10 protein-coding genes are annotated in these 12,955 nt (G+C 61.1%); 7 read left to right on the forward strand and 3 right to left on the reverse strand.

Annotated features, from left to right (window positions below; translation table 11 throughout):
* Positions 1-115: 115 nt before the first annotated feature.
* The 3 genes from PSH96_RS16435 to PSH96_RS16445 are packed head-to-tail and all read left to right on the forward strand — an operon-like array spanning position 116 to position 3,343.
* Positions 116-1,852, forward strand: coding sequence for an IlvD/Edd family dehydratase (locus PSH96_RS16435; protein ID WP_177023980.1), 1,737 nt, complete (start codon positions 116-118; stop codon positions 1,850-1,852).
* Between the two features lie 48 nt (positions 1,853-1,900).
* Entirely contained in the window at positions 1,901-2,623 is a 723-nt protein-coding gene (locus PSH96_RS16440) for a FadR/GntR family transcriptional regulator (RefSeq protein WP_065932152.1), read from the forward strand.
* A gap of 42 nt (positions 2,624-2,665) precedes the next feature.
* Positions 2,666-3,343 (forward strand): SOS response-associated peptidase family protein, encoded by a 678-nt coding sequence (locus PSH96_RS16445; protein WP_236373742.1) that lies wholly within the window; start codon positions 2,666-2,668, stop codon positions 3,341-3,343.
* 4 nt (positions 3,344-3,347) lie between these two features.
* Here PSH96_RS16445 and PSH96_RS16450 read toward each other — a convergent pair whose 3' ends face one another.
* Together PSH96_RS16450 and PSH96_RS16455 are read right to left on the reverse strand one after the other, a co-directional pair.
* Positions 3,348-4,388 (reverse strand): GGDEF domain-containing protein, encoded by a 1,041-nt coding sequence (locus tag PSH96_RS16450; RefSeq protein ID WP_305453912.1) that lies wholly within the window; start codon positions 4,386-4,388, stop codon positions 3,348-3,350.
* Positions 4,378-5,241, reverse strand: coding sequence for a hypothetical protein (locus PSH96_RS16455; protein WP_305453913.1), 864 nt, complete (start codon positions 5,239-5,241; stop codon positions 4,378-4,380). The genes PSH96_RS16450 and PSH96_RS16455 overlap by 11 nt, the downstream gene beginning before the upstream one ends.
* 351 nt (positions 5,242-5,592) lie before the next feature.
* On the opposite strand from PSH96_RS16455, the gene PSH96_RS16460 reads away from it, so the two are divergent.
* The 4 genes from PSH96_RS16460 to PSH96_RS16475 all read left to right on the forward strand — a co-directional run bounded on the left by PSH96_RS16460 (position 5,593) and on the right by PSH96_RS16475 (position 11,560).
* The gene (locus tag PSH96_RS16460) at positions 5,593-6,468 is read left to right on the forward strand and encodes a bestrophin family protein (RefSeq protein WP_305453914.1); all 876 of its coding nucleotides are present in this window, start codon (positions 5,593-5,595) and stop codon (positions 6,466-6,468) included.
* Between the two features lie 101 nt (positions 6,469-6,569).
* Positions 6,570-7,460 carry a proline iminopeptidase-family hydrolase gene (locus tag PSH96_RS16465; protein WP_305453915.1) on the forward strand — a complete coding sequence of 297 codons (891 nt, stop codon included), beginning with the start codon at positions 6,570-6,572 and terminating at the stop codon, positions 7,458-7,460.
* A 354-nt stretch (positions 7,461-7,814) separates the two neighbouring features.
* Positions 7,815-10,223: a glucose/quinate/shikimate family membrane-bound PQQ-dependent dehydrogenase gene (locus tag PSH96_RS16470; RefSeq protein WP_305453916.1), complete on the forward strand. Its 2,409-nt coding sequence runs from the start codon at positions 7,815-7,817 to the stop codon at positions 10,221-10,223.
* Positions 10,224-10,294: 71 nt separating this feature from the next.
* Complete coding sequence (locus PSH96_RS16475) at positions 10,295-11,560, forward strand: carbohydrate porin (RefSeq protein ID WP_305453917.1); 1,266 nt, start codon at positions 10,295-10,297, stop codon at positions 11,558-11,560.
* A gap of 116 nt (positions 11,561-11,676) precedes the next feature.
* Here PSH96_RS16475 and PSH96_RS16480 read toward each other — a convergent pair whose 3' ends face one another.
* The gene (locus PSH96_RS16480) at positions 11,677-12,858 is read right to left on the reverse strand and encodes a XylR family transcriptional regulator (RefSeq protein ID WP_305453918.1); all 1,182 of its coding nucleotides are present in this window, start codon (positions 12,856-12,858) and stop codon (positions 11,677-11,679) included.
* Between the last annotated feature and the right edge of the window lie 97 nt (positions 12,859-12,955).

The following is a 12,955-nucleotide window of genomic DNA, read 5'->3' on the forward strand; positions in this document are numbered from 1 at the left end:
ATTAAGCAGGACTATATAGTATGACTATTTGCAAAACAACACTTCCAAAGCTGCGATTTTGCGCTTATGTTTAAGCACATATAGAACATATAGTCATACAATAAGAGAGTCGATCATGCCTGATAAAAAGCCCGCCCTCCGCTCCGCCCAGTGGTTTGGTACCGCCGACAAGAACGGTTTCATGTACCGCAGCTGGATGAAGAACCAGGGCATTGCCGACCATCAGTTCCATGGCAAACCGATCATTGGCATCTGCAACACCTGGTCGGAACTGACCCCGTGCAACGCGCATTTCCGCCAGATCGCCGAGCACGTCAAACGCGGTGTGATCGAAGCCGGTGGTTTCCCGGTGGAATTCCCGGTGTTCTCCAATGGCGAATCCAACCTGCGCCCCACCGCCATGCTCACCCGCAACCTGGCGAGCATGGATGTCGAGGAAGCCATTCGCGGCAACCCCATCGACGGCGTGGTGCTGCTGACCGGCTGCGACAAAACCACCCCGGCGCTGCTGATGGGCGCGGCCAGTTGTGACGTGCCGGCCATCGTGGTCACCGGCGGGCCGATGCTCAATGGCAAGCACAAGGGCCAGGACATTGGCTCGGGCACGGTGGTGTGGCAACTGAGCGAACAGGTCAAGGCCGGCACCATCACCCTTGACGATTTCCTTGCGGCTGAAGGCGGCATGTCGCGCTCGGCGGGCACCTGCAACACCATGGGCACTGCATCGACCATGGCCTGCATGGCCGAAGCACTCGGCACTTCCCTGCCCCACAACGCAGCGATTCCGGCGGTGGACGCGCGGCGCTATGTGCTGGCGCATATGTCCGGCATGCGCGCGGTCGAGATGGTGCGTGAAGATTTGAAGTTGTCGAAGATCCTCACCAAGGAGGCGTTTGAAAACGCGATCCGGGTGAATGCGGCCATCGGCGGTTCGACCAACGCCGTAATCCACCTTAAGGCCATCGCCGGGCGTATCGGTGTCGAGCTCGACCTCGACGATTGGACCCGCATGGGCCGTGGCGTGCCGACCATCGTCGACCTGCAGCCGTCAGGCCGTTTCCTGATGGAAGAGTTCTACTACGCCGGCGGCCTGCCGGCCGTGCTGCGGCGCCTGGGCGAAGCCAACCTGATCCCGCACCCGAATGCCCTGACGGTCAATGGCAAGTCGTTGGGCGAGAACACCCAGGACTCGCCGATCTACGGCCAGGACGAGGTGATCCGCACCCTCGACAACCCGATCCGTGCCGACGGCGGTATTTGCGTATTGCGCGGCAACCTGGCGCCGCTCGGCGCTGTGCTCAAGCCGTCCGCCGCCAGCCCCGAGTTGATGCAGCACCGTGGCCGCGCGGTGGTGTTCGAGAACTTCGACATGTACAAGGCACGCATCAATGACCCGGAGCTGGACGTGGATGCCAACTCGATTCTGGTCATGAAAAACTGTGGGCCCAAGGGTTACCCGGGCATGGCCGAAGTCGGCAACATGGGCCTGCCCGCCAAACTGCTGGCCCAGGGCGTGACCGACATGGTGCGGATTTCCGATGCACGCATGAGCGGCACCGCCTACGGCACGGTGGTGCTGCACGTGGCGCCGGAAGCCGCCGCCGGTGGGCCGCTGGCCACGGTACAGGAAGGTGACTGGATCGAGCTCGACTGCGCCAACGGCCGGTTGCACCTGGATATCCCCGACGCCGAACTGGCGGCGCGCATGGCTGACCTGGCGCCACCGCAAAACCTGATCGTCGGCGGCTACCGCCAGCTGTATATCGACCACGTGCTGCAGGCCGATCAAGGCTGCGACTTCGACTTCCTGGTGGGCTGCCGTGGCGCTGAAGTCCCCCGGCATTCCCACTAATTGGGATGCTATGATGCCGCGAACCTAAGCCAGAGCCTCCCCGTCGTTATGGATCACCAGCCGCCCAAGCCGCGCAAGAGCCAGCATGCCCAGATCGTTCAGGACTTGGGCATGCACATCGTTTCCGGGCGCTTCAAGCCCGAAGAACGCCTGCCCATGGAAGCCACGCTGTGCGAGGAATACCAGGTCAGCCGCTCGGTGTTGCGTGAGGCGACCCGCGTGCTCAGCGCCAAGGGCCTGGTGTATTCCAAGCCACGGGTGGGCGCGGTGGTGCGTCCACGGGTGAAATGGCATTTGCTTGACCCGGATGTGCTGTCCTGGCTGATGCAGTCCACGCCCCACAGCGAATTTTTCAACACCCTGGCCGGCGTGCGACGCATCCTCGAACCGGAAATCGCCGCCATGGCGGCGACCACGGCCACGGCTGAAGACATCGCCACCATCGAACACGCTTACCTGGGCATGGAAACCGCCAAGACTCACGACGACCTGCTGCAGGCCGACCTGGACTTCCACCGCGCCATCGCCGATGCCACCCGCAACGATTTGCTCGCCTACATGTGCAACATGCTGTCGTTGCCGCTGCGCGAGTCGATCAACATCACCAACCGCCGCCCCGACATCCAGGGCCTGAGCCTGCCCCGCCACAAAGCGATCCTCACCGCCATCCAGAACCGTGACGCCCTCGGCGCCCGGCACGCCTCGCTGGTGCAACTGGATGACACGCGGGTGGCGCTGGACACGGTGATGAACGTGCTCACGCCGCTGTAAATTGATCGTCTACGCTCACAGGGTCAGTTCGAGGAACCGGCCATGTGCGGACGACTTTCGCAGTACCGCGGTATTCACGACTTTGTGGCGGCCTTGAGCATGCCCAATGCCCTGGCCAATAGCGTCGGCGACCAGCCGCTGGAACGGTACAACGTGGCGCCGACCACGCCTGTAGCAGTGCTGCACCTGGACGCCGAGCTGTTGCACGCCGACCGGGTGCGCTGGGGCTGGCGCCCGCACTGGAGCAAGGAGCGCCTGCTGCCGATCAACGCGCGTGTCGAGAAGGTCGCGCACGGCGCGTTTTTTCGCGCGATCTGGCCGCATCGCGCAATTGCGCCGGTGGACAACTGGTTTGAATGGGTGGATGAAGGCGGCGCGAAAAAACAGCCTTACCTGATTCGTCGCCGCGACGGCGCGCCGGTATTCTGTGCCGCCATCGGCCAACTGCCCGACGCCGATGAGGGCGCAGGCACCCACGATGGCTTCGTGATCATCACTGCCGACAGTGCCGGCGGCATGCTCGACATCCATGACCGCAGGCCCGTGGTGCTCACCCCGGAACTGGCCCGTGAGTGGCTGGACCCGGCCACTTCCCCAAGCCGCGCCGAGCAGATGGTGCTGCTGCAGGGCGAGCCGACAGACGTGTTCGAATGGTTCAAGGTCGACAGCGCCGTGGGCAACACGCGCAACCATGGGCCAGCGTTGATCCAGCCGCGCTGAGCACTCATTGGGCGACTGCACACCCGTGCGGATTAATCGGCCTGCCCTCCAGATAAGCCCGATCCTTGCCATTTTGCTTGGCGCCATACAGGTTGCGATCAGCGTCCTTAAGCACCACCGACATCTCGTCCCCCGCCGAGAACCGCGCCATTCCCGCGCTGCAGGTGTAGTTGTGCGGCGCCGCCACACTGCGCCGGATAGCCTGCAACAAATCTCGTGCGAACGCGCAGGCGACAGCCGGGTCGTCGCCCAACAACAGCACGCCGAACTCTTCGCCGCCGATCCTGCCGAAACTGTGGCTGCCCTTGGCGGTTTTCAGGCAGGTGGCCATGGCGCAAAGAATGCTGTCGCCCACATCGTGGCCATACCGGTCATTCTTGAGTTTGAAACTGTCGATATCCAACATCATGAAATAGCCGCTGTGGCCAGTGGCGATCAGCGCGTCAAAGCCCTGCATGAAGGCGCGCCGGTTGAGAATGGAGGTCAGGTAGTCCGTCTCTGCCAGCTCGCGAAACTCGCTTTCTACCAGCAACACCGAGCGCAAGTTCTTCAAATAGGAAAAACTCAGAATAAAACCGATGGCCACCGACGCGACGCAAAAAATATACAGATAGACCTGGGCATCGCCGTAAATGTCCGCCTGGATGCACGGCCATAAAATCAACCAGACCAACGTGGCGCAGACCAGGTAATCCTGCACACTGATAAACAGGATGGCGCTGCTGATCACCAGGATAACCGCCAGCGGCAAGCCAAACAGGCGCAACTCCCCATGCGCGCTGATGACATAGGCAAACCCCACGGACAGCAGCACGACATACACAACCCCGAGCGCACGCCACAGGTAAAAGTGGGGGGTCATGTGGTGCAGTCGACACACCGCCATCAGGCACAGGCTGATCGCCACCAGATATATATCCAGCTGCATGTCCGGATGAATCAACAACACCCCGAGCCAGGCAATAATCCCGATTAACTCGGCCTGAGTGACCGCTGGCGACAGTAACCGGCGCATCCGTGGCCTTAACTTCAAGTTAGCAGGCATCCCTTTTCCCTCTTTCAACCGCGTGCAGGCCAACCGCAAATGAAAACGCCATAAAGCGTCTTACCAGGCGAACAAAAGCCGGCAGCACTTCCAGCTGTTTTTTCGCATGCACTTTGAAATAGCCCTTCTCGACGCCCTCGCGGACCATTCGAATAATATGGGTTTTCGATACCGACAGCTGCTGGGCGAGCGCAAGATAAGATGACGATTTGAAGGTCATGTGCTCGTTTTCCGGTGAAAAGGCATCGTTATAAATCGCCAGCATCAACAAATGCCCTGCATCTTTTTTCACCAGCCAATAACAGTCGGGCAGCAACACATCAACGGTCATTTCGTCGGCCAGGATCTGAGCGAAGCCTTTGAAGTAAAGGGCCAGAAAACTGCGGTCGTCCATCTCGCGCAGTGTGCGAAAAAGGTCTTTTTCAGGGCACATCAGCGCCAGCGCGTCGGTAATCGACGTCAGCATCAGCCGCACTTCCCGACAGGCTTCGTCCGAGGGCGCATACACCCTGAAACGGCTGTCCTCCGGGTGCGCGTCGACCACCATGAAGCCTAGCGCGCGAAACAGCAGGAAGATCGACTCCAGGCTGTTTCTTGAGCAATACCCGCGCGCCACACAGAAGGCTTTCACCTCGCAGAGCAAGGCTGTCGGTTTGGAAAAGTACTCGCTAAAAAGTGCAAAAGAGACCATCAAACGGCTGTATTTCATTGCACTTTTGTAGAAAAACGGGCGTTTCGAGTAAGGGCCTAGAAGCACCTGATAATGCGCCCGAATACAAGATTCAAAGTCCTCATGACGTTCAAGCGCTTGTGCAGTATTACCAATATCCAACTTTAACGAACTGACGCGCATGAAGGAGTCCTGATCAACCAACTTCATCCCACTGATCTAGACTACGAAGTTCACGTAGTCAGGTCCCAAAACAAATCACGTCGTAAAACGGTCCTTGATGGCGCTTTGCCTTTGAGGCCAATGTACAGTGATTGCCGTGCGGCACAGCATCATTACCAAAGTTGTTCCAACTGCACTTCCTGGGCTATTTGCTAACGCGCAAGCGATGCACTTGCTTGAAATAGCAGTGCAAAGATTGCAGGTGAAGCAGCGCCAATTAATGGCGTCAGAAATATGACCGCGAACCTTTCACCGCCTGCGGGCGTCCGAGCTAGGGTGTTTATTGCCCATCGCTCGTTGTGAGGTCCTCGTTTGAAAGCCGCCATCATCAAAAAGTACCGCCTGATTATCAAAACCATGGGCTATGTGGGTTGGGCCTTGTTCTGGCTGTTGTTGTGGGATGTGGCCGTCACGGTCGATTTCATGTTGTTCCTGACCACCAAGATCAACTTGCCGCTGATGCCGCTGACCCTGCTGGGTTCGGCGCTGGTGGTGTTGATCAGCTTTCGTAACAGCAGCGCCTATAACCGCTGGTGGGAAGCACGCACGTTGTGGGGCGCGATGGTGAATAACTCGCGCAGTTTCGCCCGCCAGGTGCTGACACTGCTGGATGACCCCGAGGCCGAGGTAAACCCGGTCAAGGCCACCCTGTTGCGCCGCCATGTGGCCTATGTGAACTGCCTGGCGGCGCACCTCAAGGGCCGGCCGTGCCCGGATGAAGTGCGTGCGTTTATCCCCGCCGAAGAGTTTGCGCGCAATGGCGCCACCAACAACTTTGCCAATGACATCCTCACCGGTTCAGCGACGTTGTTGGCCCGCGAATACAAGGCCGGGCACCTGGACAGTATTCGCCTGGCGCGGCTGGAGTCGACACTGGTGGACCTGTCCAATGCCCAAGGCGGCATGGAGCGTATCGCCAATACGCCGCTGCCCTACCCTTACGTGTATTTCCCGCGGCTGTTTATCTCGCTGTTCTGCCTGATCGTGCCGGTGGGCCTGGTGGAATCCCTGGGCTGGTTCACCCCGCTGGCCTCGACCGTGGTGGGCTTTATGCTGCTGGCGATCGAACGCATCGGCACTGACCTGCAAAGCCCGTTTCATTCCAGCGAACACCAGATCCAGATGGAAACCATCTGCGAAACCATCGAGAAGAACCTGCAGTCGATGCAGCGTGATGCGCTGGCTTAAGCTCAAGGTGCTTTTAATTCAAGAACCTATCATTTTTACCAGTGCCCCTGACGCGTGGTTTTGACTAGCCTGTAGCGCATCTATCCAAGGAGGTACACCGCATGCAGGTTCACGAAGGTTATGCCGATTTCCGTGGCTACCGGACATGGTTCCGGGTCACCGGCGACTTGAAGTCCGGGCGCTTGCCCTTGATCGTCGCGCACGGCGGCCCCGGCTGCACCCATGACTACGTCGACAGTTTCAAGGACCTGGCCGATACAGGCCGCGCGGTGGTGCACTACGACCAACTCGGCAATGGCCGCTCCACGCATCTGCGCGACGCACCCGCTGATTTCTGGAACGTGGAGTTATTCCTGGCGGAACTGAACAACCTGGTCGAGCACCTGCACATCCGCGATTACGCGCTGCTGGGCCAGTCCTGGGGCGGTATGCTGGGGGCTGAACACGCGGTATGCCAACCTGCCGGGTTAAAGGCATTGATCATCGCCAATTCGCCCGCCTCCATGGACTTGTGGTGCGCAGCCGCGAATGAACTGCGCCAGGCACTGCCCGCCGAGGTACAGGCCACCCTGCTGCGCCATGAGGCGGCCGGCACCACCGACAGCGCCGAGTATCACGCGGCCTCGCAGGTGTATTACGCCCGCCACGTCTGCCGCCTCCAGCCGGAACCCGCCGAAGTGCTGCGCACCAATGCCGCCATCGAAGACGACCCCACCGTCTATCACACCATGAACGGCCCCACCGAATTCCATGTGATCGGCAGCCTGCGCCACTGGAGCATCATCGAGCGCCTGCCACGCATCCAGGTGCCGACGCTGTTGATCTCCGGGCGCTTTGATGAAGCCACCCCCGCCACGGTGCAGCCATTTGCCGATGGCATCCGCGACGTGCGCTGGCAGATTTTTGAGCAGTCGAGCCATATGCCCCATGTTGAGGAGCGTGAGGCGTGCATGGCGTGTGTGGGGGCGTTTTTGGCGCACGTGGAGTCATAACCGGCAAGCCCCATGTGGAACGGGGTTTATGTGGGAGCGGGCTTGCTCGCGAAGGCGGTGTATCAGTTACAGATGAAGTGACTGACCCACCGTATTCGCGAGCAAGCCCGCTCCCACAGTTAGACCGCATTGCATCAGGTAGACAGGCTTTGGCTTTGCACTTGATCTGGCTTTTGCTTCAACCACTCGATTTTTGACGCTGGGGACATCGGTGTTCGCATCGATGCCCCTGCGAACCGGGCTTTGCTGTTGTGCCCGCATTTGTAAAAGACTATTACGCCGCACAATGTACTAACTGGTTACTTATATTGCTAAAATCGCGTTTTTGCCCTCTCACCTTCGAGTCCTGTCGACATGAAAAGAGCATCGCGCGCCGCTGGCGCCTCTAGATTTCTCCTGCTGGGCCTGGGCGTGGTTATCGCCCTGCTCGGCGTAGCGCTGGCTGTGGGCGGCGCCAAGCTGGTCAGCCTGGGCGGTTCCTGGTACTTCCTGGTCGGTGGCGTGGCCATGGCCGTTTCCGGCTTGTTGATCGCACGACGCAAGCCAGCAGGTGCCTGGCTGTTCGCCGCGTTCCTGGTCGGCACGGCCGTATGGGCGATTGCGGATGTAGGCCTGGTGTACTGGCCGCTGTTCTCGCGGCTGTTCATGTTTGCGGTGATCGGCCTGGTGGTGGCGCTGGTGTATCCGCTGCTGGCCGGCCGACCGGCGCGCGGCGCCTATGGCGTTGCCGCCGTGCTGGCAGTCGGCGTGGCGGTCGCGGCGGGCAATATGTTCGTGGCGCACCCAAGCGTTGCGCCCACCGGCAAAGGCCCTGGCGTCACGCCAGTGGCCGCCGCCGATGCGCAGAAAGAGTGGGCGCATTACGGCAACACCGAAGGTGGCAGCCGTTTTGCGGCGCTGGACCAGATCAACCGCGACACCGTCAATAAACTCAAAGTGGCGTGGACCTACCACACTGGCGACGTGGCCATCAGCGATGGCAACGGCGCCGAAGACCAACTGACGCCCCTGCAGATCGGCAACAAAGTGTTTATCTGCACGCCGCACAACAACCTGATCGCCCTGGATGCCGACACCGGCAAAGAGCTGTGGAAGAACGAAGTCAACGCCAAATCGGCGGTCTGGCAGCGTTGCCGTGGCATGGCGTATTTCGATGCCACCGCACCGATTGCCCAGCCCACCCAGCCAAACAGTTCGCCGATCATTGCCGCCAGCGTCCCGCCCGGCGCGCAATGCCAGCGCCGTTTGCTGACCAACACCATTGATGCGCGCCTGATCGCGGTGGATGCCGACACCGGCAAGTTCTGCGAAGACTTCGGCACCCACGGCCAGGTGGACCTCAAAGCCGGCCTGGGCAATGTACCCGACAGCTACTACCAACTGTCCTCGGCGCCCCTGATCGCCGGCACCACCGTGGTGGTCGGCGGCCGCGTGGCGGATAACGTGCAAACCGATATGCCCGGCGGTGTGATCCGCGGCTTCGACGTGATCAGCGGCCAGATGCGCTGGGCCTTCGACCCGGGCAACCCCGAAGACAAGCAAGCCCCGGCAGCCGGCAGCACCTACGTGCGCAGCACGCCGAACAGCTGGGCACCGATGTCTTATGACCCGCTGATGAACACAGTTTTCCTGCCGATGGGCAGTTCGTCCACCGATATCTACGGCGTTGAACGGACCCAACTGAACCACAAATACGGCGCTTCGGTGCTGGCGCTGGACGCCTCCACCGGTGCAGAAAAGTGGGTGTACCAGACCGTCCACAATGACCTGTGGGACTTCGACCTGCCGATGCAGCCGAGCCTGATCGACTTCACCCCGCCGGGCAGCGACAAGGCCGTACCGGCGGTAGTGATCGGCACCAAGGCCGGGCAGATCTATGTGCTCGACCGCGCCACCGGCAAGCCGCTGACCGACGTGAAGGAAGTACCGGTCAAGGCCGCCAACATCCCCAACGAGCCTTACTCGCTGACCCAGCCGAAATCGGTGGGCATGCCGCAGATCGGTGCGCAGACGCTGACCGAATCGGACATGTGGGGCGCCACACCATTTGACCAACTGCTGTGCCGTATCGACTTCAAGGGCATGCGCTACGAAGGCCTGTACACCGCGCCAGGCACCGACAAGTCGCTGAGCTTCCCGGGCTCTTTGGGCGGCATGAACTGGGGCAGTATCTCCACCGACCCGGTGCACGGTTTTATCTTCGTCAATGACATGCGCCTGGGCCTGTGGATCCAGATGGTGCCGTCGCAGAACAAGGCCCAGGCCGCCTCCGGTGGTGAAGCGCTGAACACCGGCATGGGCGCCGTGCCGCTCAAGGGCACGCCGTATGCGGTGAACAAGAACCGCTTCCTGTCGGTGGCCGGCATTCCGTGCCAGGCGCCGCCGTTCGGCACCCTGACCGCCATCGACATGAAGACTCAGCAGATCGCCTGGCAAGTGCCGGTCGGCACTGTTGAGGACACCGGCCCGCTGGGCATCCGCATGCACCTGCCGATCAAGGTCGGCCTGCCGACGCTGGGCGGCACCTTGTCGACCCAGGGCGGGCTGATCTTTATCGCCGGCACCCAGGACTTCTACCTGCGCGCCTTCAACAGCGGCAACGGTGATGAAGTCTGGAAAGCCCGCCTGCCAGTAGGCAGCCAAGGCGGCCCGATGACCTATGTGTCGCCCAAAACCGGCAAGCAATACATCGTTATCACCGCCGGCGGTGCGCGTCAGTCCACTGACCGTGGCGACTACGTCATCGCCTACGCCCTGCCGTAACGCCCTTCTGTTCGCGCGGTGCTCCCCGCACCGCGCGCGCCTTTCTATACATGCAGTTTGGAAGTCCGCGCATGACCCTCACTTCTCCTATGCCCTTGGGCCGCCTGGTGCTGGGCCTGGCCTTTGCTGCCGCCCTGCCCGTTCAAGCCGACGACACCACCCTCACCGGCGACTGGGGCGGCCTGCGCCGTGAACTCGACGAGCAAGGCATCCGCTTCACCGGCGACTACAGCGGCGAGACCGCCTACAACGCCGACGGCGGCCAACACCGTTCGGCGCGCTACTCGCAAAACATCAAGCTCGGTGTGCAGTTCGACCTCGGCAAGCTCTACGGCTTGACCAATGGCGACCGCATTCAACTGACCATCAACGACCGGCGCGGCAACAGCGCCTCCGAAGACCTGGTGGGCAACCGCCTGCCGATCCAGGAAAACTATGGCGGCCTCTACACCCGTCTCACCGAGCTGAGCTACGAGCGCACGCTGTTCACGCCCGCGCTGAACATCAAGCTCGGTTACATGGCGATGGGCAACGACCTCGGCGGCCTCGACAGCGGCCTCCTGTGCAACTTCATGAATGCCGGTTTCTGCGGGCACCCGCTGAACATGTCCGGCGGCAGCGGTTGGACCAACTACCCGAATGCACGCCTGGGTGCGCGGGTGAAATACGACTTTTCGCCGAACTGGCAGCTGCGCGTGGCGGCATTCAATGTCGACCCTGACAGCAACGGCAACTCCAGCCGTGCCTGGCGCCTGGACCCCAAACACACCACCGGCACCGTGGTGCCGATCGAACTGGTGTACAAACACGCGGGCACGCTGCCGGGTGAGTACAAGCTGGGCTATTACTACGACAGCTCCAATGTGAAGCGTATCGGCAGCAACAAAGACGTCAACGGTCGCGGCGGTCACTACCTGCTGATCGACCAGGCCGTCTGGGCTTCCAGCACATCCGCAGGCCGTGTGCTGCACGCTTTCGGCCAATACTCGGCGGCCAGCGAAGCCGCCTCGCCGTTCAGCAAGTGGTACGGCGCAGGCGTGGTGTTGTACAAGCCATTTGAAGGCCGCCCACGCGACACAATCGCCCTGGGTTATGGACGTGCGGTGCCGAACCCACGCAGCCGTGACGTGCAAGAGTTGGCGGCGTTCAATGCCGGTACGGACTACCCCAACCTGAACAATGCCGAGCAATTGATCGAACTCAGTTATGGCTACCAGGCCACGCCGTGGCTGACGCTGCGCCCGGATGTGCAATACATCATCGAGCCGGGGGCATTTTCCGGTGAGAGCATCGATAACGCGCTGGTGCTGGGTTTGCAGGTCAAAGCCGTCTTCTAAAGGCCGGAACACGCTCAACACGGTGGGAGCTGGCTTGCCTGCGATTGCGGTGTATCAGCGCCAGGTGTTCTGACTGACACTACGCTATCGCAGGCAAGCCAGCTCCCACAGTTGTTCTACGGTGTAATTGCGCCGTGCTGGTACTCGCGCGGCGTACAGCCAAACTCTCGCCGAAACACCGTGTGCAGGTACTGCGCCGATTTGAAGCCGCAATCCTGGGCAATGTCGGCAATCGCCAGCGCGTGGTTTTCCAGGCCCTTGGCCGCTGCCGCAAGTTTGAAGCGCAGAATCTCGTCATGCACGCTGCACCCACGCACCTTGCGAAAGTGCGACTCCAGAGATGAGCGCGACACACCCACATACGCCGCCACTTGCGCGGTCTTGATGCCCTGGCAGGCGTACTGGCGGATAAACAGCAGTGCCTGCATCACATACGGATTACCCAACGGCTGGTGCAAGCTGGAGGCCTGCACATTGATTGCATCCGGCGGCACCAGGATCTGTGTGCCTGCGCAGGGTTTGCCGTGCAGCATTTGGTGCAACAGCGCGGCGGCCGTGCGGCCCATGGTCTCGGTACCCTGGATTACCGAGCTGAGCGGCACGCGCGTGAGAGTACGGGTCAGCGGGTCGTTGTCGATGCCGATCAACGCCACTTCTTCCGGCACCGCGATGCCGGCGGTGAGGCAGGCTTGCAGCAATTGCCGGGCGCGGGCGTCGGTGACGGCGATGATGCCGATGGGCTTGGGCAAGGCTTGCAGCCAGCCAATCTGCTGCTCCACCGCGCTGTCCCACAGCGGCGCGCTGGTGCCCAGCCCACGGTAAATCTCAACCTGCAAACCATCGCGTTGCATCAGGCGGCGAAAGGCTTTCTCGCGCTCCTGCGCCCAGCGGTTGGCCTGGGCTTCGGGCAGGCTGAAACAGGCAAAGCGGGTCAGCCCCGCCTCGATCAAGTGTTCGTACGCCAACTTGATCAGCGCATGGTTATCGGTGGCCACATAGGGAATGCCCTTGGGGTAGGCGCGTGCATCCTGATAGGAGCCGCCCACCGCCACCACCGGCAAATGAATATCGGCCAGCGCCTCACCGATCAGCGGGTCATCGAAGTCGGCAATGATGCCGTCGCCCTGCCAGCGCTCGATGCCTCTTAAACGGCACAAAAAGTCTTCCTCCAGGAACAAGTCCCAGGACACACGCGTGCTGCTCAGGTAATTGCCGATGCCGGTAATGATGCCGCGATCGTAGATTTTGCTGCCGTTGAACAACAGGGCAATGCGGTGCACGGGCGGTAGGGTTTTCATTGTTTTTATCCTGGGGCCGGTCGCTACAGACTAGCCCTGGCTGGTCAAAATCGCACTACGTCTTGGTGATTTTCATAATCGGCAGTCCCGATGCCGT

The sequence above is a fragment of the Pseudomonas sp. FP2338 genome (assembly GCF_030687515.1).
GTDB classification, from domain to species: domain Bacteria; phylum Pseudomonadota; class Gammaproteobacteria; order Pseudomonadales; family Pseudomonadaceae; genus Aquipseudomonas; species Aquipseudomonas salomonii.